This is a genomic window from Streptomyces sp. PR69 (assembly GCF_026420845.1).
GTDB lineage: Bacteria > Actinomycetota > Actinomycetes > Streptomycetales > Streptomycetaceae > Streptomyces.
This window is the reverse complement of the sequence record NZ_JAOWCB010000006.1, coordinates 181659-207590: the sequence shown is the minus strand read 5'-3', so window position 1 is coordinate 207590 and position 25932 is coordinate 181659. Positions and strand designations below refer to the sequence as shown.

Annotated in this window: 28 protein-coding genes; 17 read left to right on the top strand and 11 right to left on the bottom strand. The window is 72.0% G+C overall.

The annotated features are described in order from the left end of the window. The first annotated feature begins 18 nt into the window (after nucleotides 1–18). Both OF819_RS08405 and OF819_RS08400 read left to right on the top strand, forming a co-directional pair. On the top strand, nucleotides 19–306 hold the full coding sequence (locus OF819_RS08405) for a DUF1416 domain-containing protein (RefSeq protein ID WP_267242759.1): 288 nt from the start codon (nucleotides 19–21) through the stop codon (nucleotides 304–306). A gap of 139 nt (nucleotides 307–445) precedes the next feature. Then, the gene (locus OF819_RS08400; RefSeq protein ID WP_267242758.1) at nucleotides 446–709 is read left to right on the top strand and encodes a DUF3099 domain-containing protein; all 264 of its coding nucleotides are present in this window, start codon (nucleotides 446–448) and stop codon (nucleotides 707–709) included. Between the two features lie 68 nt (nucleotides 710–777). Here the strand turns inward: OF819_RS08400 and OF819_RS08395 are convergent, their stop codons facing one another. Then, a complete protein-coding gene (locus OF819_RS08395) occupies nucleotides 778–1140 on the bottom strand; it encodes a DsrE family protein (protein ID WP_267242757.1) in 363 nt (120 codons plus the stop codon). A gap of 265 nt (nucleotides 1141–1405) precedes the next feature. On the opposite strand from OF819_RS08395, the gene OF819_RS08390 reads away from it, so the two are divergent. The 3 genes from OF819_RS08390 to OF819_RS08380 are packed head-to-tail and all read left to right on the top strand — an operon-like array spanning nucleotide 1406 to nucleotide 3459. Further along, nucleotides 1406–1978 carry an FABP family protein gene (locus tag OF819_RS08390; protein ID WP_267242756.1) on the top strand — a complete coding sequence of 191 codons (573 nt, stop codon included), beginning with the start codon at nucleotides 1406–1408 and terminating at the stop codon, nucleotides 1976–1978. Nucleotides 1979–2001: 23 nt separating this feature from the next. Beyond that, nucleotides 2002–2484, top strand: coding sequence for a Fur family transcriptional regulator (locus OF819_RS08385; RefSeq protein ID WP_267242755.1), 483 nt, complete (start codon nucleotides 2002–2004; stop codon nucleotides 2482–2484). A 9-nt stretch (nucleotides 2485–2493) separates the two neighbouring features. Further along, a complete protein-coding gene (locus OF819_RS08380) occupies nucleotides 2494–3459 on the top strand; it encodes a YgfZ/GcvT domain-containing protein (protein WP_267242754.1) in 966 nt (321 codons plus the stop codon). Between the two features lie 71 nt (nucleotides 3460–3530). Here the strand turns inward: OF819_RS08380 and dtd are convergent, their stop codons facing one another. Next, entirely contained in the window at nucleotides 3531–3968 is a 438-nt protein-coding gene (gene dtd / locus OF819_RS08375; protein ID WP_267242753.1) for a D-aminoacyl-tRNA deacylase, read from the bottom strand. 166 nt (nucleotides 3969–4134) lie between these two features. Here dtd and OF819_RS08370 point away from each other — a divergent pair, with 166 nt between their 5' ends. The 3 genes from OF819_RS08370 to OF819_RS08360 are packed head-to-tail and all read left to right on the top strand — an operon-like array spanning nucleotide 4135 to nucleotide 7218. Further along, on the top strand, nucleotides 4135–4710 hold the full coding sequence (locus OF819_RS08370) for an ABC transporter substrate-binding protein (protein ID WP_416370490.1): 576 nt from the start codon (nucleotides 4135–4137) through the stop codon (nucleotides 4708–4710). A gap of 59 nt (nucleotides 4711–4769) precedes the next feature. Further along, entirely contained in the window at nucleotides 4770–5759 is a 990-nt protein-coding gene (locus OF819_RS08365; RefSeq protein WP_267242751.1) for an asparaginase, read from the top strand. 25 nt (nucleotides 5760–5784) lie between these two features. Next, nucleotides 5785–7218: a GNAT family N-acetyltransferase gene (locus OF819_RS08360; RefSeq protein WP_267242750.1), complete on the top strand. Its 1434-nt coding sequence runs from the start codon at nucleotides 5785–5787 to the stop codon at nucleotides 7216–7218. Nucleotides 7219–7276: 58 nt separating this feature from the next. Here the strand turns inward: OF819_RS08360 and OF819_RS08355 are convergent, their stop codons facing one another. Then, nucleotides 7277–7444 (bottom strand): hypothetical protein, encoded by a 168-nt coding sequence (locus OF819_RS08355; protein ID WP_267242749.1) that lies wholly within the window; start codon nucleotides 7442–7444, stop codon nucleotides 7277–7279. 197 nt (nucleotides 7445–7641) lie between these two features. On the opposite strand from OF819_RS08355, the gene OF819_RS08350 reads away from it, so the two are divergent. The 3 genes from OF819_RS08350 to OF819_RS08340 all read left to right on the top strand — a co-directional run bounded on the left by OF819_RS08350 (nucleotide 7642) and on the right by OF819_RS08340 (nucleotide 10620). Beyond that, entirely contained in the window at nucleotides 7642–8589 is a 948-nt protein-coding gene (locus OF819_RS08350; RefSeq protein WP_267242748.1) for a GntR family transcriptional regulator, read from the top strand. Between the two features lie 2 nt (nucleotides 8590–8591). Continuing rightward, nucleotides 8592–9341, top strand: coding sequence for an HAD family hydrolase (locus tag OF819_RS08345; protein ID WP_267242747.1), 750 nt, complete (start codon nucleotides 8592–8594; stop codon nucleotides 9339–9341). 175 nt (nucleotides 9342–9516) lie between these two features. After that, nucleotides 9517–10620 (top strand): phosphotransferase, encoded by a 1104-nt coding sequence (locus tag OF819_RS08340; RefSeq protein ID WP_267242746.1) that lies wholly within the window; start codon nucleotides 9517–9519, stop codon nucleotides 10618–10620. 201 nt (nucleotides 10621–10821) lie between these two features. Here OF819_RS08340 and OF819_RS08335 read toward each other — a convergent pair whose 3' ends face one another. The 4 genes from OF819_RS08335 to OF819_RS08320 form a co-directional block, all read right to left on the bottom strand. After that, entirely contained in the window at nucleotides 10822–11796 is a 975-nt protein-coding gene (locus tag OF819_RS08335; protein WP_267242745.1) for a zinc-binding dehydrogenase, read from the bottom strand. A 90-nt stretch (nucleotides 11797–11886) separates the two neighbouring features. Continuing rightward, on the bottom strand, nucleotides 11887–13140 hold the full coding sequence (locus OF819_RS08330) for an alpha/beta hydrolase family protein (protein ID WP_267242744.1): 1254 nt from the start codon (nucleotides 13138–13140) through the stop codon (nucleotides 11887–11889). A gap of 236 nt (nucleotides 13141–13376) precedes the next feature. After that, entirely contained in the window at nucleotides 13377–14288 is a 912-nt protein-coding gene (locus tag OF819_RS08325; protein ID WP_267242743.1) for a LysR family transcriptional regulator, read from the bottom strand. A 558-nt stretch (nucleotides 14289–14846) separates the two neighbouring features. Beyond that, the gene (locus tag OF819_RS08320) at nucleotides 14847–15290 is read right to left on the bottom strand and encodes a DUF2000 domain-containing protein (protein ID WP_267242742.1); all 444 of its coding nucleotides are present in this window, start codon (nucleotides 15288–15290) and stop codon (nucleotides 14847–14849) included. A gap of 49 nt (nucleotides 15291–15339) precedes the next feature. Between OF819_RS08320 and OF819_RS08315 the strand changes: the two genes are divergently transcribed. Then, nucleotides 15340–16257, top strand: a complete 918-nt coding sequence (locus OF819_RS08315; protein ID WP_267242741.1) for an AraC family transcriptional regulator — start codon at nucleotides 15340–15342, stop codon at nucleotides 16255–16257. 643 nt (nucleotides 16258–16900) lie between these two features. Here OF819_RS08315 and OF819_RS08310 read toward each other — a convergent pair. After that, nucleotides 16901–17983, bottom strand: coding sequence for a MerR family transcriptional regulator (locus tag OF819_RS08310; protein ID WP_267242740.1), 1083 nt, complete (start codon nucleotides 17981–17983; stop codon nucleotides 16901–16903). A 183-nt stretch (nucleotides 17984–18166) separates the two neighbouring features. Between OF819_RS08310 and OF819_RS08305 the strand changes: the two genes are divergently transcribed. The 3 genes from OF819_RS08305 (at nucleotide 18167) to OF819_RS08295 (ending at nucleotide 19712) form a co-directional block, all read left to right on the top strand. Continuing rightward, complete coding sequence (locus tag OF819_RS08305) at nucleotides 18167–18589, top strand: helix-turn-helix domain-containing protein (RefSeq protein ID WP_267242739.1); 423 nt, start codon at nucleotides 18167–18169, stop codon at nucleotides 18587–18589. A gap of 33 nt (nucleotides 18590–18622) precedes the next feature. Continuing rightward, the gene (locus OF819_RS08300; RefSeq protein ID WP_267242738.1) at nucleotides 18623–19228 is read left to right on the top strand and encodes a hypothetical protein; all 606 of its coding nucleotides are present in this window, start codon (nucleotides 18623–18625) and stop codon (nucleotides 19226–19228) included. 145 nt (nucleotides 19229–19373) lie between these two features. Next, complete coding sequence (locus OF819_RS08295; RefSeq protein WP_267242737.1) at nucleotides 19374–19712, top strand: DUF2516 family protein; 339 nt, start codon at nucleotides 19374–19376, stop codon at nucleotides 19710–19712. An 82-nt stretch (nucleotides 19713–19794) separates the two neighbouring features. Here the strand turns inward: OF819_RS08295 and OF819_RS08290 are convergent, their stop codons facing one another. The 3 genes from OF819_RS08290 to OF819_RS08280 form a co-directional block, all read right to left on the bottom strand. Continuing rightward, nucleotides 19795–21000, bottom strand: a complete 1206-nt coding sequence (locus OF819_RS08290) for a PP2C family protein-serine/threonine phosphatase (RefSeq protein WP_267242823.1) — start codon at nucleotides 20998–21000, stop codon at nucleotides 19795–19797. A 472-nt stretch (nucleotides 21001–21472) separates the two neighbouring features. After that, a complete protein-coding gene (locus tag OF819_RS08285; protein WP_267242736.1) occupies nucleotides 21473–22600 on the bottom strand; it encodes a C40 family peptidase in 1128 nt (375 codons plus the stop codon). Nucleotides 22601–22799: 199 nt separating this feature from the next. After that, nucleotides 22800–23585, bottom strand: a complete 786-nt coding sequence (locus OF819_RS08280; RefSeq protein ID WP_267242735.1) for a class I SAM-dependent methyltransferase — start codon at nucleotides 23583–23585, stop codon at nucleotides 22800–22802. 204 nt (nucleotides 23586–23789) lie between these two features. Between OF819_RS08280 and mshA the strand changes: the two genes are divergently transcribed. Both mshA and OF819_RS08270 read left to right on the top strand, forming a co-directional pair. Next, nucleotides 23790–25238, top strand: coding sequence for a D-inositol-3-phosphate glycosyltransferase (mshA, locus tag OF819_RS08275; protein ID WP_267242734.1), 1449 nt, complete (start codon nucleotides 23790–23792; stop codon nucleotides 25236–25238). Between the two features lie 37 nt (nucleotides 25239–25275). Then, nucleotides 25276–25833, top strand: coding sequence for a YbjN domain-containing protein (locus tag OF819_RS08270; protein WP_267242733.1), 558 nt, complete (start codon nucleotides 25276–25278; stop codon nucleotides 25831–25833). Nucleotides 25834–25932 lie beyond the last annotated feature (99 nt).

Below are 25932 nucleotides of genomic sequence, written 5' to 3'. Positions count from 1 at the left end.
CTAGGACAGGACAGAGATATGTGTGGAGCGCAGGTCGGCGGCCCCGACGCCTCGACGATCAAGCCCGGTGAGACCACCATCCAAGGCCAGGTGACCCGCGACGGCGAGCCTGTCACCGGTTACGTCCGGCTGCTGGACTCGACCGGAGAGTTCACCGCCGAGGTGCCCACCTCGGCGACGGGCCAGTTCCGCTTCTACGCGGCCGAGGGCACCTGGACCGTGCGCGCCCTGGTCCCGGGCGGGACCGCGGACCGCACGGTCGTGGCCCAGAAGGGCGGCCTGGCGGAAGTCGCCATCGCGGTGTGAGCCGTCGCACGGATGGTCAGCGGAGCTGACCGGACAACCGCATACCGGCCGAAGGGCCGCACCCCCGGGGTTGGACGCCACTGGGAACGGGGTGCGGCCCTTCGGTCGTTCCGGGCCCGCTCGGCCGTAGCCTTGAGACATGTACGCGCGACGCCGTCACGCCTACTTTCTGCTGATGGGCGTGTGCCTTGTCCTCTTTGTATCGGCCTGGGCCTTCGTACGGCTCTGGTCGGTGCCCGCGGCCGTCGCGATGTGCCTGGTCGCCATGGTCATCCCGCCGCTGGCCGCCGTGATCGCCAACCGGCGGGGGCCGGAGGACCGCTGGTGGGACGCTCCCTCCGGGGATCCGCAGTCCGACGAGTGGTGGGACGAGCTGGACGGCAAGAAGAAGCCCCGGGAGTAAGCCCAGGGGGCCAGCCCAGACGGCTCAGCCCAGACGGCGCTCCCCCCCCCGGACGGACGGCGCGCCGGTCAGTACACCAGCGCCTGGACGCCGTCCGCCATCGACTCGCTCACAAAGACCTGCGCCCCCGCGATCCGCACCCCGTCGATCACATCCTTCTCCGTGATCTCCCGGCGCGCCGCGCACTGGGTGCACAGCGTGATGCCCCCGCCCGCCAGCACCGAGTCGATCAGTTCCGGCAGCGGGGCGGCGTGCGGCAGCTCGAACTCCGCCGCCCGCCCGGGCAGCGCGAACCACGAGGACTCCCCGGTCAGCCAGAGCGATACCTCCACCCCGCTGGCGACGGCGACGGCCGCCACCGTGAAGGCCTGCGAACACCGCTCCGGTGCGTCGGCCCCAGCGGTCACCTTGATCACGAGCTTCTTCGCCATAGGGCGCACTGTAGGCGCAGCCCGGTCGTACCTCACACCGGGGAACGGCGTGCCACCCATTAGGCTGGGGACCGGCCCTGTCACCGCCCACACCGCTCATCCGAGGAGCACCCCGTGCTTGAGGCATTCTTCGAAGCCCTGCTGGTCCTGGTCTGCGTCGGCGTTCTCGCCTTCACCGGGCTGGCCGTGAAGAAGCTGTACCAGGGTCAGCGCTGACCAGCGCGTTACACCGCCCGCACCCCCCAACAGATCGCCAGAGCTGCTCATGATTGAGATCCCGTCCGACCTCAACCCGAACCTCGTCCCCCTCGCGTTCCTCCTCGGGACCTGGGAAGGCGCGGGCGTATCGGACTTCCCCGGCGCCGAGAAGTGCAACTTCGGCCAGTCCGTGACCTTCAGCCACGACGGCCGGGACTTCATCGAGTACGTCTCGCGCACCTGGGTCCTGGACTCCGAAGGCAAGAAGGTCAGGCCGCTGGAGAGCGAGAGCGGCTACTGGCGTGTCGACGCCGCGCGCAAGGTCGAGGTCGTCATGATCCGCGACCAGGGCGTCGTCGAGGTCTGGTACGGCGAGCTGGCCGAGAAGAAGCCGCAGATCGACCTGGCGACGGACGCGGTCGCCCGCACGGCCGCCTCCGGCCCGTACAGCGGCGGCAAGCGGCTCTACGGCTATGTGAACGGCGATCTGATGTGGGTCGGCGAGAAGGCCACCCCCGAGGTGCCGCTGCGGCCGTATATGTCGGCGCAGCTGAAGAAGGTCGTCACACCCGACGAGGTGGCCGCCATGGCGCGCAGCCTGCCGGAGCTGCCGGACGACGGAATCGCCTTCTTCAAGTAGGCCCCAGTCCCTAGACTGGGGGCGTGGTGAGCACCGACTGGAAGAGCGATCTGCGACAGCGCGGCTACCGGCTGACGCCCCAGCGCCAGCTGGTGCTGGAGGCGGTGGATGCGCTGGAGCACGCCACGCCCGACGACATCCTCTCCGAGGTGCGCAAGACGGCTTCCGGCGTGAACATCTCCACCGTCTACCGGACGCTGGAGCTGCTGGAGGAGCTGGGCCTGGTCAGCCATACGCATCTCGGCCACGGCGCCCCCACGTACCATCTGGCGGACCGCCACCACCATCTGCATCTGGTGTGCCGGGACTGCGCCGAGGTGATCGAGGCGGATGTGGGGGTGGCCGAGGAGTTCACCGCCAAGCTCCGCGACACCTTCGGCTTTGACACCGACCTCAAGCATTTCGCGATCTTCGGCCGGTGTGAGAACTGCACGGCGAAGGTCCTGAAACAGGCCGCCGCTCCGCCGGCGAAGAGCCCCGCGAAGCCGTCAACCGCCGGGTCGTAGGCTGGGGCCATGAAGAGCCCTCTGTTGACCCTGCCCGGCGCCGTCCCCGCCGAGGGGCCCGACGAAGGCGTCGCCGCGCACTACGGCGACCTCTTCCGCGAGCAGCGCGCACTCGCCGGCGGAACCGGTCTCGTCGACCTCTCGCACCGCGGCGTCATCACCGTCTCCGGCGAGGAACGGCTCAGCTGGCTGCATCTGCTGCTCACCCAGCATATGAGCGAGCTCCCGGCCGGCCGGGCTGCCGAGGCGCTGATCCTCTCCGCGCACGGCCATATCGAGCACGCGCTGTATCTCGTCGACGACGGCGAGACGGTCTGGGCGCATGTCGAGCCGGGCACCCAGGAGGCGCTGATCGGCTACCTGGAGTCGATGAAGTTCTTCTACAAGGTCGAGGTCGCCGACCGGACCGCCGACTTCGCGGTGGTCCATCTGCCGGCCGGATCGATCGCCGAGACGTCGGAGGGCGTCGTCGTCCGGGAGACCCCGCACGGCCGCGATCTGTTTCTGCCGCGCACCGACCTGGAGAGCTATGCGGCCGCGCACGGTCCGCTCGCCGGGATCTGGGCGTACGAGGCGCTGCGGGTCGAGCAGCACCGGCCCCGCCTCGGCTTTGAGACCGACCACCGCACCATCCCCCATGAAGTGGGCTGGATCGGCTCCGCAGTCCACCTCCAGAAGGGCTGCTACCGGGGCCAGGAGACCGTGGCCCGCGTCCACAACCTGGGGAAGCCGCCGCGCCGCCTGGTCTTCCTCCACCTCGACGGCAGCGAGGTGCAGCTGCCCGGCCACGGCACGCCCGTACGGCTGGCCTCGGAGGGCGAGGAAGGCCGTCAGCTCGGCTTCATCACCACCTCCGCGCGCCACCACGAGCTGGGCCCGATCGCGCTGGCGCTGGTCAAGCGGAATGTGCCGGTGGATGCGGGGTTGGTCGCGGGCGCGACGGCGGCGGCGCAGGAGGCCGTGGTCCAGCCCTGAGTCTTCCCGGGGACTCCGCCCCCGGTTTCGGGAAGGGGCGGGGAGGGGAAAACGCCCCGCACAGCGGCCTCCTAAACCTCCACCAGGATGGTGAACGGCCCGTGGTTCGTCAGCGACACCCGCATATCCGCGCCGAACCGCCCCGTCTCCACCCTCGCCCCCAGCCCCCTCAACCGCGCCACCACCTCGTCGACCAGCGGCTCCGCGATCTCTCCCGGCGCGGCCGCGTTCCAGGTGGGGCGACGGCCCTTTCGGGCGTCCCCGTAGAGGGTGAACTGCGAAATCACCAGGAGGGGTGCATTCACATCGGAGCAGGACTTCTCCCCCTGGAGGATCCGCACCGACCACAGCTTCCGGGCGAGCTGCGCCGCCTTCTCCTTCGTGTCCCCGTGGGCGACTCCCACCAGCACACACAGTCCCTCGCCGACGATCTCGCCGACGGTCTCCGTCCCGGATTCGCCCGCCACGACGACCTTCGCGCCGTCGACCCTCTGTACCACTGCACGCATGCAGATCAACCTATCCGGGGCTGAGGGGCGCGGAGCGCCTGCATCCGGCGTACGCGGAGTGGCACCATGCACCGAGTCGGTGCTTCCATGCGCCGGTCGAGGGGACGGACACACGCATATGAGCATTTCGGACGCCGGGCGTTCTCCCGGGCCCGTACCACTTCCCATGGCGGACCGCACGGACCGTGTGCCGGACTTCCCGTCCGGCCGCGGCTTGGGAAAGCCGCCCCAGCAGCGGACCGCGGGCGAGCTTCCCGAAGCCCCGCGGTATGAGCTGCCCGCCCTGCAGCTGCACGAGCTGCGCACCCTGAGCCGGGACGCCCAGCGAGACGAGGCGGATCTCAGCTATCTGCGGCGGCTGCTCCAAGGGCGCATCGACATCCTGCGGGCCGAGCTGGCCCGCCGCAGCGACCCTGAGGCGCCGGTGGTCGACCGGCTGTCGGAGATCCTGGCCGACGCCCCGTCCCGGCAGCGCTCGTCGGCCCGGCATGTGACGCTGTCGACGCCGTACGGCGAGGAGTACCGGCGGCTGGCCGCCGAGATGCTGGCGGAGGTTGAGCTGTCCGACCTCGACGCCCGTACGGACGAGGAGCTGCATACGGCGATGGGGCGGCTGGTCCGCCATGAGCAGCAGGTGTCGCGCCGCCGTCAGCTGCTCCAGCGGACCGCCGACGGGTGCAGCGCGGAGATCGCCCGCAGGTACCGTGAGGGAGAAGCACAAGTAGACGACCTGCTCGGCTGACGCAGGGGCCCCGCCGGGCCCGGGGGTCTCCGGCGGGTCCACCCCCTGGAAGGCCGCCGATGACCTCCTCCGCCACTGCCGCGATATCCGCGTCGTCTCCGGCGTCCCCGATGTCCCCGGTCCTCGCCGAAGTCGTGCGCTCCGGCTTTGTCGAGGGCCGTCATCGCGGGTCGCTGGTCGTTCTGGCCGCCGACGGCAGCGTGGAGCTGACGCTCGGCGAGCCCGGGGTTCCGGTCTTCCCCCGCTCCAGCAACAAGCCCATGCAGGCGGCCGCCGTGCTGCGCGCGGGGCTCGACCTGGCGGGGGAGCGGCTGGCGCTGGCGGCGGCCAGCCACTCGGGCGAGGGCTTCCATCTCGACCTCGTACGCAAGATGCTCGCCGAGCACGGGCTGACCTCCGCCGAGCTTCAGACCCCGGCCGATCTGCCGCTGGACCCGGTCGAGGCGGAGAGCTATCTGGCGGCGGGCCAGGTGCGGGACAAGGTGGCGATGAACTGCTCCGGCAAGCATGCCGCGATGCTCGCCGCCTGCCGCCAGGGCGGCTGGGATCTGGAGAGCTATCTCGATCCTGCGCACCCGCTGCAGCAGCTGGTCCGCACGGTCGTCGAGGAGGCGGCGGGCGAGCCGGTGTCCGCGGTCGGCACGGACGGCTGCGGCGCGCCCCTGATGGCGATCACGCTGACCGGTCTGGCCCGCGCCTACCGGTCCTTCGTGCTGGCGGCGCCGGGCACGGCCGAGCGCCGGGTGGCGGACGCGATGCGCGCCCACCCCGAGTATGTGGCCGGCACCCGGCGTCACGACACCTGGCTGATGCGCGAGGTGCCGGGCGCGCTGTCGAAGATGGGCGCGGAGGCGGTGCAGGCGGTGGCCCTTCCGGACGGCCGGGCGCTGGCCTTCAAGATCGACGACGGTGGGAGCCGTGTGCTGGGCCCCGTGCTGGCCCGGGTGCTTGAGCGGATGGGGCTCGACGCGCCCGTGGTCGGCCGGATCGGGCGCATGCCGCTGCTCGGCGGCGGCGTCGAGGTCGGAGAAATCCGCGCGACTTTCTGAGGTCCGCCGCTCTAGCGTGACCCGCATGACGCACGCGCACGCCGACATGCGGACACCGACTGACGCCCCGGCGGCCACGGGCACCCGGACGACGGGCGACACCCTGACGCCGGCCCACACCCCGGCCCACACCCCGACGCCAGCCGGCTCCCCGACGCCGACCGGGAATCGGACGCCCACCGGCATCCGGACGGAGGCCGGGATACGGACGGAGGCCGGGATACGGACGGTGACCGACTCCGAGTTCCCCGACTGGGTCCGGGCCCTGAACACCGGCTTTCTGCGCGCCCCGACCCCGACGGACCGGGATGTCGAGACCCGGCGCTCGGGCGTCGCCATCGACCGTACGCAGGGCGCGTTCGACGGCGGCCGGTGCGTGGCGACGTTCCGCTCCTTCCCGCAGGAGATCACGGCGGTCGGCGGGGCGGCGGTGGCCGCCAGCGCGGTCACCAATGTGACCGTCTCGCCCACGCACCGCCGCCGCGGGCTGCTCAGCCGCATGATGGCGGCGGATCTCGCGGCGGCGAAGGAGCGGGGCGATGTCGTCTCCACACTGATCGCGGCCGAGTATCCGATCTACGGGCGGTTCGGCTTCGGGCCCGCCGTCTCGGTCGCGGAGTGGACGGTCGACGTGCCGCGCTCCGGGCTCGACGCGCGCGGGCCGGGGCCTTCGGCCGGGGACGGCGGCCGGGTCGACCTCGTCACGGCCGCCGAGGTGCGCAAGGAGGGGCCCGCGCTGCACGAGCGGCTGCGGGCGCAGCGGCACGGCGTGGTGAGCCGGACCGAGCACGGCTGGAAGCTCGCCACCGGGGCGGTCACCATGGACTTCGACCCGTGGAAGGAGCCGTACTACGCGCTCTACCGCTCGGCGTCCGGAGTGGTCGAGGGACTCCTCGCCTACCGGGCCGACGACCAGTGGAGCGACAGCGGACAGCCGCAGAACACGGCGTCGGTGGAGGAGCTGATCGCGGTGACCCCGGCGGCGGAGCGCGCGCTGTGGCACTTCGTCTGCTCCGTGGACTGGGTCACGAAGGTGAAGTCCGGCTTCCGGGCCGTGGACGATGTGCTGCCGCTGCTGCTGCCCGATCCGCGGGCCGCGCGGCTGACCCATGTGTCGGACTTCGTATGGGTGCGCATCCTGGACGTCGTACGGGCCCTTGAGGCGCGTACCTATCCGGTGCCGGGCGCTGTGGTGCTGGACGTACGGGACGGGGACGGGCTGGCCGGGGGCCGCTTCCGGCTGGATGCGGGCCCTGAGGGCGCGAGCTGCGCACCGACCGATGCGTCGCCCGATCTGACCCTGGACGTCGGCGCGCTGGGGTCGCTGTGGCTGGGCGACGAGTCGGCGGTGCGGCTGGCGGCGCTGGGCCGGGTGGCGGAGGAGACCGCCGGGGCGGCGGGGACGGCGGATGTGCTGTTCCGTACGGCCAGACGGCCGTGGTGCCCCGACTCCTTCTGATCCTGACTCCTCCTGATCCTGGCTCCGTCTGGTTCCGCGTGCTTCTGATCCCGCGGGGTCAGCTCCCCGGCTGCAGGGCCGGGGCGATCAGCAGGCCCCCGCCGATGCAGGTGCAGGTGGCGTTCTCGGTTTTCAGCCCGATGCTCAGCAGCGTCACACCCAGCGCGGCGGTGAAGCCGTAACGCCACTGCACGAACTGCTCGATGGCGAGCGTGATGAGGGGCATGGGCGGTCACTCCTTCGGGGTCTTCGTTGCCGGGCTCGCACGTCGTTGTGTCAACTCCCGTACAAATTAGTCTGGTTGTCTTGATGGATTGTTTCCCTTCGGGGGAGTGCTCGCAAACTTGTCCGGTAATTTGAGTGAGTTGAAGGATGTCGGGTTGTCATCTCTTGTCGGCGGATGGGCAGTTGTAGGGTTGTAGGGTGACAAGCCATGGGCCCGGTTCGAGAGATGCGACCTACCGCTATCGATGGGTCGCCGACGAGCTGCGCAAGAAGATCAACAGCGGCGCCCACGGCCCCGGAGAGCGCCTCCCGACACAGGGCGAACTGGCCTCGGAGTACGGGGTGTCCCGGGCGACCGTCATCCAGGCGCTCGATCTGCTGCGCGAACGCGGGCTGATCGTCACCCGGCAGGGCAGCGGCACCTTTGTGAAGGGGCGTCCGCCGACGGCCGCCCGCCCGGCCGGAGGCGAGGACGCGGGCGGGGGCGACGGGGCCGCGGACGGCGAAGAGCTGTGGGCCGTCGTCTCCGAACGGGTGCCGCCGGTGGTCCTCTCTCCCTACCTGGAAGAGGCGTTCGCCGCGCGGGACGTCACCCTCGACGTCTACTCGATGACCACCGAGTCCCTCGCCACCCGCGTCACCGACCAGAAGGCGCGCATCGTCGCCGGCCGCAGCCGCCCCCCGCGCAGCATCAGGGCCCGGCTCATCCTGCCGGACGCCAGGTCACCCCATCTGTCGATACCCCGGCGCACCGACGGCACGGACGACCCCCGGGTGCGCGACCGGCTGCGAGGCATCCTCCAGGCGCATGCCACCATGCTCAGGGAGGCTCTGTACGAGCTGCGGAACCGGGGCTTCGTACCGAAGGTCTCCGTCGAGGTCCGGCTGGTGCAAACAGCCCCTCAGCTCAAGCTGTACATTCTGAACCGCCGACTGGCGCTGCAAGGCTTCTACATCCCGGAAGAGGGGACCATCACCCTCCCACCGGACAACGAAGAGGTCACCATCCTCGACGCATACGGCACCGGGGCCACGCTGTTCCCCTTCCGTGCCACGGCCGACCCCACCCAGGCCGGCATCGTGCACGACGCCCAGGAATTCTTCGACCAGACCTGGAAGAACAAGGCCAAGAAGGCGGACTTCTGACCGTGCTGCCCCTGCCCCCCGTCGCCTCTCTCGCCCCCGTCGATCTGCGGCGCGCCCTGTCCCGGGCCAAGTGCCTCATCCTCGATCTGGACGGACCGGTCGCCTCCGTCTTCGCCGGAGCGCCCGCCGACCGCATCGCCGGGGAACTGCTCCGGATCGCCGAGCGGCACGGCTGCCCGCTGGCTGAGCTGAGCGGATGCGCCGACCCCATCGCCGTACTGCTGCGCCATACGGAGGAGCTGCGGCGGGACCGGGCCTCGGACGTGGGGCGGCGCCGGGAGCGGGCCGTCGCCGAGATGCATGACGCGCTCAACGCCTGGGAGCGCACGGCCGCCGAATCCGCGACGCCGACCCCGGGCGCGGCGGACTTCATCCGCCTCTGGCACGCCGCCGGCCGCCATCTGTCCGTCGCCACCAACAACTGCGCGGACGCGGCCCGGCGCTGTCTGGAGCGGCAGGCCCTGCTCGACTGCCTCGACGGGCCGGTCGTCGGCAGGCCGCGCGACGCCACGCTGATGAAGCCCGACCCGTATCCGCTGCGCCTGGCGATGATCCCCGGCATCCCCGCGGAAGACCATCTGATGATCGGCGACACGGTCACCGACCGGCTGGCCGCGGACGCGCTGTCGATGCCGTTCTGCGGCTATCACCGCTCGCCGGAGGGCAGGCGGCGGCTGCGCGCGGCGGGCGGCGGGCCGGTGGCGGCGTCGATGGGCGAATTCACCTCCGCCGCGCGTGCACTGGGGCTGTGAGCGGGTAACTGCCCTCATGGCAGCATCAGTTGTACCGTGCTGGCATGAGGGGCCTGGTGCCCGGGGCACTCGACCAAGGGGCGGCGGTATTCACGCGGGGGACTGGGACACAGCGGCTGGGCCCGCGCCTGTCGGGCCCGCGCCTGTGGGGCCTGCGCCTGTGGGGCCTGCGCCTGTGGGGCCTGAGACGGCAGTCGGCCGGTCCTCGGCCGTGCGGCTGAAGGCGATCCGGCTGAGCGCGGGCGAGGAGCTGATCGAGGGCCCGCTCAAGGGATATCACCACGAGACCTATGCGTTCCCGCTGCCGGACGCCGACGGCCGGGCCGGAGCCGTCCGCTGGAAGTGCCGGGAGCCCCGCGACGGCATCCTCTGGTTCGACCGGCGCAGCTTTCCCTCCGAAGGAGCGCTGATCCGGGAGCTGGCCGGGCGGGTGTCCAGCGTTCCGGAGATCGTCCACTTCGGCGAGATCGGGCTGCAGCGCTTTGTCGAGGGCTGGACCCTCGCCTCGTACGGACCGCCCGGCGCGCCCGTCCAGGAGCGCCACGCCGCCCAGATCGACCGGCTCTTCCGGGAGCTGGCCGCGATCACGCCGGGCTCCCTGCCGCTCAGCCCCGCGACCGCCCATGCGTCGCACGCCGCGGACGGGGACTGCGCGGGCTTCGCCGCCGAGCTGATCCGCTTCACGGAGGAGCGCGTCTACCGGGCCCATCTGCCGGTGTACGGGGAGCTGTTCGCGGCGCTGGGCATCGACGCCGGGCCGCTGCGGCTGGTGGCGGAGACGGCGCGGTCGCTGACCCGGCGGCCTTTCTGTCTGCTCCATGGCGATCTGCACCGGGAGAACTTCATCGTCGACCCCGCGGGGCGGCTGTGGACCATCGACTGGGAGCTGGCCGCGTTCGGAGATCCGCTGTACGACCTGGCCACCCATCTCCATCTGATGCGCTATCCGGCGGATCAGGAGCCGCGGGCGGCGCTGCGCTGGCGCGACGCGGTGGAGGATGTGCTGCCGGGCGGCGCGGCCGGATGGCAGGAGGATCTGCCGGCGCTGCTGGCGTACAAGCGCGTCCAGTCCCTCTACACCGACGTCATACGGGCGGCCCTGGCGGTGGCGCGGGACGGCGACGCCCTCGCGGGGGCCGCGCGCAAGGTGCGGGAGGCCGTCGTACGGGCCGATGCGGTGCTGGGGCTGCCGTCGCCGCCGACCGAGCGGCGTGTCGGCCAGGCGCTGGCGGACTCGCGGCGGGCGGCACGCCGCGGGCGGGCGTGGCGGAAGCGCTGACAACCCGCGGGTATGCCGGTGACCCTGCGATCAGCGAGACCAGCCGTCCGGGACGCCTGGCCGACCCGGTCTGCCGCCCGGCGCCGGCGAAACCGCCGGACTCCGGGCCCGCGATCCGAACCGGGCCGGCTGGACTGCGTGTTCGCCTTCGGCCCCGACCGCATGGCGGACGGCGGCCGGACGGCGGCGATGTCAGAAGGCTCACGCAGTGAGCAGGACCTTGCCCCGCAGACTCCGCTCCTCGATCGCTCGATGGGCGTCACTCGCGCGCTCCAGCGGGAACGTCCCGCCGACCACCGGGCAAAGACGGCCCTCGGCGGCGGCCTTGAGAGCCCTGGTGAGCAGCCGCGTATAGGCGTCGTCGGCCAACTGCACTTCGGCGATGCCCGTCAGCTTGACACCTCTGCTGTCCGCCTCCGCCGGGTCGATCTCGGCGAAGCCGCCGGTCGGCGCGCCGTGGGCGGAGAACCGCCCGCCGTCCGTGAGGAGCCCGAAGGCCGCCAGGCCCATCTCGCCGCCGACGCCGTCCAGCACGACGTCCGCGCCGCCCTCGCCGAGGGCGGCGCGTGCCGCCTCGGTCCAGTCCCGCCCGACTGTGGCGTCCACGATGCCGTCCGCCCCCAGCTCCCTGACGAGACCGGTCTTCTCCGCACCCCGCGCCACGCCGACGACCTTCGCCCCCGCGGCCTTGGCGAGCTGGACCAGCAGCGTCCCCATGCCCCCGGACGCTCCGAGGATCAGCACCGTGTCCCCCGCGTGGAGTCCGGTCGCCTCCAGCAGCGCCTCGGCGGTGGCCCCGTCGTGCGCCAGGGCCGCGGCCTCCCGCAGTCCCAGCCCGTCGGGCACGGCGACCAGCCTCGACTCGGCGGCTACGGCCTTCGCCGCGTATCCGCCCCGGACGCCCACGGAGCCGACCACCCGCCGCCCGAGCCACGCTTCGCTGACTCCGTCGCCGACCGCGACCACGGTCCCCGCGACACCGCCGCCTGGCACATACGGCGTACGCACCCCGAACGGCTCCGCGAACGCGCCCGACCGGATCTGCGTCTCCACGAAGATGGTGTCGACCGCCGCCACCTCGACCACTGCCTGCCCTGCTCCGGCGACCGGCTCCGCCACCTCGGTCACCTCCAGCACCTCGGGCCCTCCGAACCGCTTCGCCTGCACCGCACGCATATCGTCCCCGCTCCTCTGCTCGCGTCTGCTTCTGTGCGGCAAGCCTCGGACATGAAGTGAGGTTGAGGTCAAGGGCGCTGAGAACACAGGTCACGGCTGGTGGAAGGACACCTCCGGATAGCCGGCGGACGGGCGGCGGAGCAGCGGCTGGGGGACGCACCTGAGATGGGCGTCGAAGAAGGCCGCCGTATACGCGCGGGCGATCTCCAGTGCGCGGACGCCGGGCAGCGGCGGCCGCCCGCCGTCCGACCCCGGCTGGGGCAGGCCGAGCTGGTCCAGGAAGGCGGGCAGGTCCGAGAAGCTGTAGTGGGTGGATCCGGCGACGGTCAGCCAGCGCTTCCAGCCGTCGAGCCGGTCCCATGCCTCGTCCCAGCTGGTGTCCGCACCGCCGGGGAGGTGGGTCCCGTCATGGGTGCCGAGCATCAGAAACGGCCTGCCGTCCAGCCCGTCCGCGGGTACGGCGGAGCTGCCGAAAGAGCCGTCCATGTTGATGCCCGCGCGTACCCGGCGGTCGCCCGCCATGGTCGCGGCCGCGCTCGCTCCGCCGATCGAGTGGCCGGCCATGCCGATCCGGCGGGGATCGATCATCGTTGCGTGCCGCCAGGCGGGGCGGGGCCCGGTGAGCCGGTCCAGGACGAAGGACACATCGTCGCCGCGACCCCGAACGAGGACGTCCCGGTCCTCGCCGGTCCGGACCTTCTCGCAGGCCACGCAGGTCAGCATCCGGCCGCCGGGGAAGGCCGTGCCGGCCGACTCGTACGCGTGGTCCACGGCGGCGACCACAAAGCCGCGGGAGGCGAGGTCCTCGGCCAGGCCGGTGAGCGTGTAGCGCGGCGCCCCGAAGCCGGGGGAGAGCACGACCAGCGGATGCCGGCCCGGGACGCTGCGCATGGGCTGGGCGGCGACGCGTCCGTGGACGGCGGTGCCGCCGAGGGTCTCCGGAGGGAACGCGCCCGCCATGCCATACGCCTCCAGCAGCAGCCGGGCCTCCTCCGCCGTCGTGTACCGGGCGGGACGTCCCGTGCCGCGCCGGGCCGGGTAGTACATCTCCACCATCAGCTCACGCGCCCCGGCCTCTGGCACCCAGGGGTCCGGGCGGCCGGTGTCGACGAGATGGAGGCTGTCGCGGCCGACCGCATACGGGCCGGTGGGGCGGGGCAGCCGGGTGCGCACGTCGGTGACGGAGTCCGCCGGGGCGAAGGCGGGCTCCTGAGAGGCGGGCGTGGCGGCCGGCGGGGAGGCGGCCGGCGGGGCCGGGGGAGCAGCATGCGCCTCAAGCGGCAGGGCGGCGAACGCCAGCAGCGCGGTGGCCGTCAGAGTGAGGGAGCGTGAAAGTCTTCGCATGGCCCAGGACGCTAGGCGCGGCGGCGCACATCTCACATCAACCTGTGGTCGCGAGCTGTCCCATGAACCACCGTGCCTGTGACCTGAAGTGATGTGACGTCAGTCAGGACCGGACGCACACGGGGCCGTCGGCTCATACGCCCCCGGTCGCACGGGCTTCCCCCTGCGGGCGCATTTCAGCGCGCCGCACGTTCAGCCGCACGGCTCATGCGCCCGCCTGCTGCTTGTGCACGGGGCTATGCGCGGGACGCCGCCCGCTCCCGGCAGCTGCGGGCGACCATGTCCGCGAAGGTCCGCGCGAGCGGCGGCAGCGCGTCCCAGTGGCGTACGGCCCACCCCACCGGCAGCGGCGGCAGCGCGGGGACGGGGACGAGGCGCAGCGGCGCGCCGTCGTCGCCGGGCACCTGCCAGCCGGGCAGGGCCGGTACGACGGCATGGCCGAGGCCCAGCTCGGAGAGCAGCAGCGCGGTGTCCCAGTCGGCGACGCTGGTGTCCGAGCTGATCCGGACGCCCAGCTCGGCGAGAGCGGCGTCGAGCCGGGCCCCGGACGTGGAGTTCCGCGGCAGCCGTATCAGCCGGATGCCCGGGAGGTCGGACGCCTCGATCCGGGTACGGCGTGCGAGCGGGTCGTCCGAGCGGACCGCCGCCACCCAGGGCAGTTCGACGACGGGCCGCTGCTCGATGCCGCGCACCGGGCCGCCGACGGTGATCCAGGCGAGGTCCAGCTCGCTGGCGGCGAGCGCGTCGAAGCAGCTGCGGCTGGAGTTCTCCGTACGGAACTCCAGGCTCACCCTCGGATAGGCCCGCCGGAACGCGACGATCGCCTCCGACATGAAGTGCCGCACCGTGGTCGCGCCCGTCGTCACCCGTACCGATCCGCTCTCCCCGCGCGCCAGATCGCCCAGTCGGCGCAGCGCGAAGTCCAGCCCGGCGATGCCGTCCGCGGCCGCGTCGCACAGCACCCGCCCCGCCGGGGTGGGCACGACGCCCCGCGCATGGCGCTCCAGCAGACTGACCCCGGTCTCCCGCTCCAGCCGCCGCACATGCTGGCTCACCGCCGACTGGGTGCAGTCCAGCTCCCGGGCGACGGCGCTGAGACTGCCCGCCCGGCACACGGCGACGAAGACACGAAGATCGTCAAGAGTCACAACACCCAAGCTAACACTTGGATTTGAGGAGCAGATCCGAGGATTGACTAGGGTCCCTCCCTTGGCGACGATCAATGCAGGGCCGACCCAGGCGGCAACCCGTCCGACTGCCCCCGCCCCCGTCCGGACACCGGGCGGAGGCGGTCGGACGGGTGCCGACCGCCATGAGAAGCAGGGCCCTGCCCTGCGCCCCCTTTTCCGGGGACTCCGCCCCCGGACCCCCGCGCCTCAAACGCCGGCGAGGCTGAATTTCCGGCTCCCGCGCCTCAATCGCGGCAGGGCTGGATGTGCTGGTCCCCGCGCCTCAAGCGCCAGCGGGGCTGGGTTTCTGGCCCTCGCGACTCAAGCGTCGGCGGGGCTTGATGTGCAAGCCTCATTGCCGGCGGGGCTGGGACTTGGCGCAGCCAAATCAAGCCCGTTGGGGGCACCTCCCGGACGGAGTCTGGGGGAGATTGAGGACCGGGGGTCTGGGGCGGAGCCCCCAGTTACGGGAAGGGGCGGGGGAGGGGAGACAAAAACCAGCAGCACCCAAACACCCCGCCGGACACCGCCCCCACCTCAGGGATGCATCCGCGCCCCCTTGAGCACCCTGTCCACCGCCTTGCGCGGCCCGTACACCGCCAACCCCACCAGATCCAACTGGTCCCTGCCCACGGCCCGCACCGCCGCACGGTTGTCCCGGTCATTGCCCGTACGGAACAGATCCGAGGTGAACACGGCCGCCCGCAGCGAGCGCGACAGCGCCCTGTCGTGTGCGGCGGTCAGCGTCTCCTTCGTCCCTTCGAAGACCAGCACCGGCTGGCGGAACATCGGCAGATACGCGGTGTCGTCGGCGTCCGCGTACGGCTCGCCGATCACCTCAGGCTCCGCCGTGCCGAGCCCGCTGACCAGGAACGCGGTCACATTCAGCCGCTGCCAGGGTTCGAGGTCGGCACGCAGCAGGACGGCGATCTTCGTGTCGAAGCGGACCGGGGCCGGCGGCAGATCGTCATGGGTTCTCATGCGGTGAGACTGCCGGGCGGGCGCCCGGGCGGTCTTGTACGTTCTTTGCGTGGCGTCGCGACAGGAGGTCTCCGCCTGGCGTCCGCGGGTCGCGGGCGTCGTGGAGGTGCTGCACGCCCGCTTCACGGAGCACGCGTACCCCATGCACGTGCATGACGCCTGGACGCTGCTGATCGTCGACGACGGCGCGGTCCGCTACGACCTCCACCGCCGTGAGCACGGCACGCCGGACGACACCGTGTCCCTGCTCCCGCCGCACATTCCGCACAACGGCTCACCGGCCACGTCCCGCGGCTTCCGCAAGCGGGTCGTCTACCTCGATATGACGCACCTCGACGAGCGCTTGATCGGACGCGCCGTGGATACCCCCGACCTTGTCGACCCGCTGCTGCGCCGCCGGGTCGCCCGGCTCCACACGGTCCTCGCGCACCGCGGCGACGAACTGGAGGCGGAGAGCCGACTGGCTCTGATCGGCGAGCGACTGCGCATGCATCTGCGTCCCGGACCCGTCGCAGGCAGCCCGGCTGCCGGCGGCGCTGCGTCCGGTGGCGCGGCTTTCGGCGGTGCGACGTCCAGTGGCGCGGCTTTCGGCGGCCGGGGCGTCGGCCACGCGGCTTCCGACGGCAGGCCGCCCGGCCGCGGCGTCGCCCGCGACCTGCGCGACCTGCTGGACGCCCGGCTCGTCGAGGGCCTCGGCCTGGCGGAGGCCGCCCGCCTCCTCCACGCCCACCCGACGCACCTCGTCCGCGCGTTCACCGCCGCCTTCGGCATCGCCCCGCACCAGTACGTCGTCTCCCGCCGTATCGACCTGGCCCGCCGTTTCCTCCTCGACGGCCTGCCGCCCGGCGAGGTCGCGCCCGCCGCGGGCTTCTACGATCAGCCCCACCTGACTCGCCACTTCAAGCGCATCCTCGGCACCACCCCGGCCCGCTACGCCTCGAACCCGCTGTGTCATGGCCGGAGGTAGTCGTGGATCGGTTCCCCGTAAGGCAGCGTCATATCGACGGTGCCGTAGTAGCCGCGGATGATCCCGAGGGGCGAAGGCGTGCAGCGGGTCGATTTCCGAGCGGGAGTCCATGGCCAGCGAGGCGCGCCTCTGCCATAGGTCGGGGGAGCCGTCGGCGGTGCGGTGGGGGATGAAGGAGGGAGTGGTGCGGGTCAGCTCGCAGACGCTCGGAGGGGCGCCCGGACTGCTGTTGGGGATCTTGCGGAGCAGGAGTACGGGGTAGTCGTCCAGCTCACCGGGGTCTGCCGGATGGCCGATGGACGTGGTGAGCGTCATGATGCGCCGGCCGGTGGACCGCTGCGAACATCAAGCGGGAGCCGCGGTAGTAGTGGGTGGGCTTCTCGTACAGCGGTCCGATGACCGGTACGGAGAACCCTTCACGCGCCACGTCCATCGCTTGGACCTCCTGATCCGACCCGTCCGCCCCCCTCCGCCCCGTCCGATGCCGTGCCACGGCGACCGGCTCGCGGTGGCGCGCCCCGACGGTCCGTCAACGCGGCCGCGAGCCAGTCGACCATGAGCGGGTGGGCCCGACGGCGCACGGCGTCAGCGCGACGTCGCCATGCCACCCTCGCGGAGCACGGTCCTGACGTGCCGCCTGCTCTTACAGCTGGAGCTCCACGACGTCGGCGACCACACAGCTGACGTTGTCGGGGCCGCCGGAGCCGTTGGCGAGGGCGATCAGTTCGCGGACCGCCTGCTCCGGCTCATCGGTCCCGGAGAGCACCCGGCGGATTTCTCCGGCCGCCACGACAGCTGACAGACCGTCGGAGCACAGCAGGTAACGGTCTCCCCGCCGGGCGTCGTGAAGGCGCATGTCGGGTGTGGCGTCGGCTCCTTCGCCCAGGGCGCGTATCAGCAGCGACCGCTGGGGGTGGGAGGCGGCCTCTTCCGGGCTGATGCGTCCCTCGTCGACCATCGACTGCACCATGGTGTGGTCGTGGGTGATCTGGAACAGCTCCCCTTCGCGCAGGAGGCAGACGCGGGAGTCGCCGATGTGGACGAGGGCCAGTCGCGATCCGGTCCAGAGCATCGCGGTGAGCGTCGTACCGGCCCCTCCGGCGGAAGAACCGGCTCCAGAGACGTCGTGCACGGCCTGTTTGGCTTCTTCGAAGGCATCCTCGAGGACGTTGAGGAGGTTGCCCGCCGGGATGCCGTCGGTGTCGAGACGCTTGAGCGCGTCGACGGCGGCGGCGCTCGCGGGAGCTCCTTGCTCGCCGTAACCGTCGGCGACGGCGAGCAGGCGGGAACCGGCGTAGGCGGTGTCCTGGTTGCTCTCGCGGACCAGGCCCGCGTCGGACAGCGCGGCGTAGCGGATTCCCAGGGGCTGGGCGGTCGAGGACATGGCAGGGTCGTCCTTCCAGGACAGATGGTCGATGAGGAAGGCGGCCAGGCCCCGCCGCGCGGCGACGTCGGCTTCGACCTGCGCCCAGAACGCGCGGATCTCCTGGGCCGCCGGGCCCGCCTCCAGTGTGCAGACGTGCTGGATGCGGGCGAGGGGCATCCCCAGGCGCCGAAGCCAGGCGACCAGTCGGGCCTGGTCCAGCTGTTCCGGCGCGTAGAGGCGGTAGCCGGTCACCGGGTCGACGCGAGCGGGGGTCAGCAGGCCCAGCTCGTCATAAAGACGCAGCGCCTTCGGCGACAGCCGGGACGCCTTCGCGAACGCCCCGATGGTCAGCAACCCCATGCTCGCCCCTCCTCATACCGAGCCCGTCGCCCGGCCCCACCGATGCTGTGGGCTCCCCCAAGGTCAAGGTCAACCCCGGGCCGCCCGGCTCCCGGTAGTGGAGAAGGGCCCGGCGGCTGTTGTGTGGAACACTATTGCAAGCATGTGCTTGCAATAGTTAGCAAGTGGCGGCATCATCGAGGCATGGCATCACTCAACGTCGGCAATCTCGGGGAGTATCTGCGCGAGCAGCGGCGCAGTGCGCAGTTGTCGTTGCGGCAGCTTGCCGAGGCGGCCGGCGTGTCCAATCCGTATCTGAGTCAGATCGAGCGCGGGCTGCGCAAGCCAAGCGCGGAGGTGTTGCAGCAGGTCGCCAAGGCCCTGCGGATCTCCGCGGAGACGCTGTACGTGCGGGCCGGGATTCTCGATGAGCGGGAGCGCGAGGAGCGTCAGACGCGGGCCGTCATTCTGGCCGATCCCTCGATCAATGAGCGGCAGAAGCAGGTGCTGCTGCAGATCTACGACTCGTTCCGCAAGGAGAACGGCTTCGGCGCGGAGCAGGACGCGGCGCCGGGTGTCGTGGCGGAGGCGGACAACCCCGAGGTGCCCCCGAAGGCAGAAACGTAAACGCTGACTCCGCGATCCGGGAGGACCACAGACATGGCCATCACCGATGACCTGCGCAAGACCTTCACCGACCCCAAGCCCCTCTACTTCGCCGCGGGCACCGCGGATCTCGCTTACCAGCAGGCGCTGAAGCTGCCCGAGCTGGTCGAGCAGATCCGGGCCGAGGCGCCGGCGCGGATCGAGGCGGTGCGCAAGACCGATCCCAGGGCCGTGCAGGAGAAGATGGCGGCGCAGGCCAAGGAGACCTCGGCGACCGTGCAGGCCAAGGTCGCCGAGGTGTTCGAGAACCTGGACACCGACTTCCGGAAGTTCGGCGAGACCGCTCAGGACCTGGCGCTGCGCGGTGTCGGCTTCGCCGTCGAGTCCGCCGTGAAGGTCCGCGACACATACGAGAAGGTCGCCGAGCACGGTGAGCAGGCCGTCAGGACCTGGCGCGGCGAGGCCGCGGAGGAGATCACCGAGATCGCCGTCGCCGTCGAGCCGCAGGAGGACAGGCAGCAGGACAAGACGGCGGACAAGCAGGCGGAGAAGGCGGCGGACGCCGGTACGGCTGGCGAGGAGAAGAAGGCCGCGCCTGCCCGCAAGGCCCCGGCCGCCCGCAAGACCGCCGCCAAGAAGGCCACGCCTCCGGCCAGGTAACGCACCCTGGGCGCACGCGCGCCGATTGCACACAGGAACCGCCGGGCACCTTTGAGGTGCCCGGCGCGTTCTCCCGGTACGTTGGCGTACCTTTGCCGGGAGGCGCTAGACACAGACCCAAACAGCTCACAAGGCGGTGCTGACCATGTTGCGTGCAGGATTCGAGTTCGGGCTCTGGTTCCTGGTCAATACGCTCTTCATCGTGACGTCGGTGACCGCACTGATCATGGCGGCGCTCGCCCGCGAGGACGCCTACCGCGCCGCCGGCAAGCAGACCAAGACGTTCTGGCTGGTCATCCTCGGCATCGCGGTCGCTGTGAACCTGTTCCTCGGCGTGCTCTTCCTGTCGATCGCCGGTCTGATCGCCAGCATCGTCTTCTTCGTGGACGTGCGTCCCGCCCTCCAGCAGGTCTCCGGCGGGGGCCGCGGCCGCCGCGGCTCCAGCAGCGACGGGCCGTACGGGCCCTACAACGGCGGCCGATAGCTCCGGCACCCGATAGCTCCCGCACCCGACAGTCCCGGCGCCCGTGTAGCCGCAGCGGCCGGTGAACCCGGCCCCAGGGGCCTTACGCGGGACCGGGCCGACGGCTCAGCAGCAGCACCGCCACATCGTCCGTCAGCTCCCCGCCGTTCAGCTCGCCCACCTGCGTCACCGCGGACTCCAGCAGCGCCTCGCCCCTGAGCCCCGCGGCCAGCAGCCGGTTCACCATCGCCGCCATGCCGTCCTGGCCGAGCCGCGGCGTGCCCGGACCCGCCGAGCGGCCCTCTATCAGCCCGTCCGTGTACATCATCAGGCTCCAGGCGTCGCCCAGCTCCACCGCGCGGCGCGGCCAGCGGGCGCGCGGCAGCAGGCCGAGCGCCGGTCCGCCGTCCTCGTACGGGAGCAGCCGGGCCGCCCTCCCCGGCCGGGCGATCAGCGGTGACGGGTGGCCCGCCAGGCACAGGCCGGCCTGCCGTCCGTCGGGCGCGATGTCGACGGTGCAGAGCGTCGCGAAGATCTCCTCGCTCTCCCGCTCGTGTTCCAGCACCTCCTGGAGCGTGGACAGCAGCTCGTCCCCGCACAGGCCCGCCAGCGTCAGCGCCCGCCAGGCGATCCGCAGCTCCACGCCGAGCGCCGCCTCGTCCGGGCCGTGCCCGCAGACGTCGCCGATCATGGCGTGCACCGTGCCGTCCGGGGTGCGGACGGTGTCGTAGAAGTCGCCGCCCAGCAGCGCCCGCGACCGTCCCGGCCGGTACCGGGACGCGAAGTGCAGCTCGGAGCCCTGGAGCAGGGGAGTGGGCAGCAGCCCGCGCTCCAGGCGTGCGTTCTCCTGCGCCCGCAGCCGTGACTCGGTCAGCTTCACCTGGGTCGCGTCGGCCCGTTTGCGCTCCACGGCGTACCGGATGGCGCGGCTCAGCAGCCGGCCGTCGAGCTCCTCGCGGAAGAGATGGTCCTGGGCCCCGGCCCGTACGGCCCGGGCGGCCAGCTCGGCGTCGCCGGTCGCGGCCAGCGCCAGCACCGCGTGCCGGGGCGCGAGCCGCAGGACGTGCCGGAGCGGAGCGAGGTCGTCCGGCTCCGCGTCCGGAGCGCCCGCTCGCCCCGACGGCAGCGCGAGGTCGACCAGCACACAGTGGATGTCGTCGGTGAGCAGCCGCTCCGCCTCGGTGAGATTGCGGGCGGTGCGGATCCGGACCCGGGTGCCCGAGCCCGACTCGTCGAGCAGCTCCGGCACGGTGAAGGCGCCCGCCGGGTCGTCCTCGATCACCAGCAGGGTGAGAGCGCTGCCGCTCATGGTGAGCTCCCCGGCTCCGGCTCCCCCGACGGGGCCGTCACAGGCAGCGCCGCCGTCGGCCGTACCCTCGCCGACCGTGCCGTCACGGACTGTGCCGTCACGGACCGTGACGTCGTCGAGGGAGGGCGTGCCGGCGGCGCCGCCGGGGGCGGCTTCCGCGAGGGGGACCTTCCTCTGTCGCGGTACGGGTACGGGTGCGGGTGCGGGCATCGGCCTTGGAATCCTTCCCTCCCCCCGAGGGCGGCAGGGCGGCGAATCGCGCCCCACCGGACGAGGACCATAGCGGTCCCGGAGCCCGCGCGGAATGGCTTTGCGCTATGCGCCGATGGCATATGCGCAGCATCGGGCAGCACTTGCCGCCCCAGCACCGGCCTCCGTCATGACGAACGTCACGCGGAGTCAGTGGCGCACGTCACCTCTGCGGCTGACTGGGCCAGTTGAGTGCCTCACACCTCAACGGGTCATCAACAGATCATTTGTCGGGGCGTACGACTCCGAGGATCTTCATTGAGCCCGCGCCCGCGAGGGTGACATCGCGGCCCGGACGCGGGGCGTGCACGATCGCGCCGTCGCCCACGTACATTCCCACATGGCTGGCGTCCGCGTGGTAGATGATCAAGTCGCCGGGGCGCATGTCCTTGACATCGATCCTGGGCAGCAGCCGCCACTGCTCCTGCGAGGTGCGCGGGATGGTGCGCCCGGCCGCCGCCCACGCCTGCGACGTCAGCCCCGAGCAGTCGTATGAGTCCGGGCCCTCGGCGCCCCACACGTACGGCTTGCCTATCTGCCCCGTCGCGAACTCCAGCGCCTTCTTGCCCTGGTCGCTCGCGCTGCGGTTGATCTCCTTCAGCGCGCCGGAGTCGAGCCACTTGGCCTGCGCCTCGTACTGCGCCCGGCGTTCGAGCTGGAGGAGCCGCTCCCGCTCCTCCTTCTCCAGCTCGTCCTCCAGCTTCTTCGCCGCCTCGATCTTGGCGTTGATGGCCTTCTTGGCCTTCTCCTGCCTGACGCGGTGGGCTTCGAGCTCCGTCCAGTGGTCGCTGGCGGACTTCGCGTACGCGGTCAGATCGGCCTGGACGCGGTTCAGTTCGGAGAGAAGGTCCTTGGTGGCCTTCTGGCTCTCCTGGAGTCTGCCGACTCCGTCCAGGAACAGCCGGGGGTCGTCGGTGAGCGCCAACTGCGCCTCAGGGGGCAGCCCGCCGCCCCGGTACTGGGCACGGGCGGCCGCGCCCGCGCGGTCCTTGAGCTCCTTGATCCGGGCCTCGCCCCTGACGATCTCGCGGGCCAGCCGGACGATCTCGGCCGACTGCTTCTCCGCCCGCTCCTCGGCGAGGTTGTACGCGTCGGTCGCGGAGGCGGCCTGGCGGTAGAGGGCGTCGATTTCCCGGCGTACTTCGTCCAGCGTCTTCTTGTTCTCCGGCTCGCCGGCCTGAGCCGCGGGGGGCGTTGGAGCCACGGGATCTGCTGGGGTCGCGGGGGCCGTTGGGGGAGGCGCCGGCGCGGCGAACGCCGTGCCCGGCGACGCCAGCACACTCAGCGCGGTCACCGTGGCCAGCGCGCACACCACATGGATCGCGGCAGCGGCACAGCGGCGTCGGTTCACGGCTCCCCCTCCAGGACCCTCTGTCTGATTTTCCGTTGTCTGATTTACCGTCAGTAACGTATCGAGCCCACGCGATAGTGCCATGACGTGCGGGAAAGCGACAGACCCGGCGACGGACGACTTCCGACCGCCCGGCCACCCCGCCCCTTGAGACGGGCGACGCCGCCTCCGCGTTCCCCGAGGTGCGTTCCCCCGCGGCTCACAGCCCCGGCGCGAGCGCCTCCCAGGCGACCGTCACTTCCCCCTGCCGCCACCGCCGCCGGTCGTCGCGCACCGGCCAGTCGGCCGCCAACTCCCGTACGGCGCTGATCCAGCGCTGCCGCGCCCCCAGTGAGGCGTACGGGGCGGCCGCCGCCCACGCCCGGTCGAAGTCCCGCAGGAACGCATGGACCGGCTCCCCCGGCACATTGCGGTGGATCAGGGCCTTCGGCAGCCGTTCCGCGAGGTCCGAGGGGCGCTCCAGCGAGCCGAGCCGCGTGGCGAACGTCACGGTCCGCGGCCCCCCAGGCCCGAGCGCCACCCACACATGCCGCCGGCCGATCTCGTCGCAGGTCCCCTCCACCAGCAGCCCGCCGGGGGCCAGCCGCCCGCACAGCAGCCGCCACACGTCCGCGACCGCGCTCTCGTCGTACTGGCGCAGCACATTCGCCGCCCGGATCAGGGCGACCGGGCCGCCGGCCGGCACCTCGAAGCCGCCGTGCCGGAAGTCCAGCCCCTCACGCTCGTACGGACGCGCCGCCGCGACCCGCTCCGGGTCGATCTCGATGCCGACGACCCGGCAGCGGGGGTCGGCGGTGCGCAGCCGCGTCAGCAGCTCCACGGCGGTCCAGGGGGCCGCCCCATAGCCGAGGTCGACGGCCACGGGCGGGGTCTCGGCGCGGCGCAGCGCCGGGCCGTGCACAGCGGCGATCCAGCGGTCCATGCGGCGGAGCCGGTTGGGGTTGGTCGTCCCGCGGGTCGCGGTGCCTACGGGGCGGCGCGTCATGGCATCGAGGGTACGGGCCCGAAGAGGCGTCCCGAGGCCGTGCCGCCCATTGGGCAATGATTTGGCAAAGTGGAGGTGAGGGGGAAATGGAAGGGGCGGCCGCAGCTGTTGTGCGGCTGTGCGGGGCAGCCAGCCGACGCCCCGTGCCCGGCCGCGCCGCTCCGCGCCCGGCGGCGTGTGCCACAAGCGAGGAGGACCGACGACGTGAGCCAGTACGTGTCCCGCCTCAGCGGCAGCCTCCCGGCCCCGCGCCTCCGCTTCGGCGCCGGTCACCGCCGGCCCCGCCGCGTGGCCATGCTCAGCGTCCACACCTCGCCCCTGCACCAGCCGGGCACGGGCGACGCGGGCGGCATGAACGTCTATATCGTCGAGCTCGCCAAGCGGCTGGCCGCCGCCGGCGTCGAGGTCGAGATATTCACGCGCGCGTCCGCGGGCGGGCTGCCGCCGGCCGTGGAACTCGCGCCGGGCGTGCTCGTACGCCATGTGGACGCGGGCCCGTACGAGGGGCTGGCCAAGGAGGAGCTGCCCGCGCAGCTGTGCGCCTTCACCCACGGCGTGATGCAGGCGTGGGCGGGCCACCGTCCCGGCCACTACGACCTGGTCCACTCGCACTACTGGCTCTCCGGCCATGTCGGCTGGCTGGCCGCCGAACGCTGGGGCGTGCCGCTTGTGCACGCCATGCACACCATGGCCAAGGTCAAGAACGCCTCGCTGGCCGAGGGCGACACCCCCGAGCCGGCGGCCCGGGTGATCGGCGAGACGCAGATCGTGCGCGCGGCCGACCGGCTGATCGCGAACACCGCGGAGGAGGCCGACGAGCTGGTGCGCCACTATGACGCCGATCCCGCCAAGGTCGCCGTCGTCCACCCCGGCGTCAATCTGGAACGCTTCCGTCCGGCCGCCGGGCGCGACGGGCTCAGCGGGAGCGGTGGGCTCACTGGGAGCGATGGGCTCAGTGAGAGCGCTGGGCGCGACGGGCGCGCGGCCGCACGGGTGCGCCTCGGCCTGCCGCAGGACGCGTTCATCCCGCTCTTCGCCGGCCGCATACAGCCGCTGAAGGCCCCGGACATCCTGCTGCACGCGGTCGCGCTGCTGCTGGAGCGCGACCCCTCGCTGCGCTCCCGTCTCTTCGTGCCGGTCGTCGGCGGGCCGAGCGGCAGCGGTCTCGCCAAGCCGGAGGGCCTGCAGAAGCTGGCCGCCCGGCTCGGCATCGCGGACCTCGTCCACTTCCAGCCGCCGGTGGGGCAGGACCGGCTTGCCGACTGGTTCCGGGCCGCGTCCGTCCTGGTGATGCCCTCCTACAGCGAGTCGTTCGGCCTGGTCGCGATCGAGGCGCAAGCCTGCGGCACCCCGGTGGTGGCGGCCGAGGTCGGCGGGCTGCCGGTGGCCGTCCGCGACGGGCTGACCGGCGTGCTGGTGCCCGGCCACGACCCGGCCGACTACGCGGACGCGCTGTCCGGCCTGCTGGCCGATCCGGACCGCTTGGCCCGGATGGGCGAGGCGGCCGCCCGCCACGCCCGCTCCTTCGGCTGGGACACGGCCGCGGCGAGGACGGCGGACGTCTATACGGCCGCGATGTACGACCACGCCCAGCGGCACGGGCAGCGCGGCGGGCACCACCATCACCGCCGCCACCGGCTGCGCCACGTCTGACCCCGCCGGGAGGGCGCCGCTGACGTACGCTCAGCCCATGGCTGAGGCACCAGACGCACGGAACCCGAACGCACGGAACCCGAACGCACAGAACTCACGCGCACGGAACGACGACATCGCGCGGATCGTCGAGCAGACCCTCGACGACGCCGACCTGGAATGGGAGCGTCCGGAACCGGGCTCGTACGTCGTCAAACTCCCCGGCACCCGCAAGCTGTCCACCACCTGCTCCCTCCTCATCGGCAACCACTCGCTCTCCGTCAATGCCTTCGTCATCCGCCATCCCGACGAGAACGACGCGGCGGTGCACCGCTGGCTGCTGGAGCGCAACCTCAAGCTGTACGGGCTGAGTTACGCGATTGACCGGCTCGGCGACATCTATCTCGTCGGCAGACTGCCGCTGTCGGTGGTGTCCCCCGAGGAGCTGGACCGGCTGCTGGGCACGGTGCTGGAGGCGGCCGACGGATCGTTCAACACCCTGCTGGAGCTGGGCTTCGCCAGTGCGATCAAGCGGGAGTACGAGTGGCGGGTCTCGCGCGGGGAATCCACGCGCAACCTTGAGGCCTTCGCCCATCTGACCCAGCCGTCGAAGTAGGCCCGGGCCGGGCGCCGACTGACGGCCCCGGGCAGGTCTGTACGAGGTCGAAGCGCCGACCGCCCCCGCCACGAGGAGCAGCCCGTGGCGGGGGCGGCG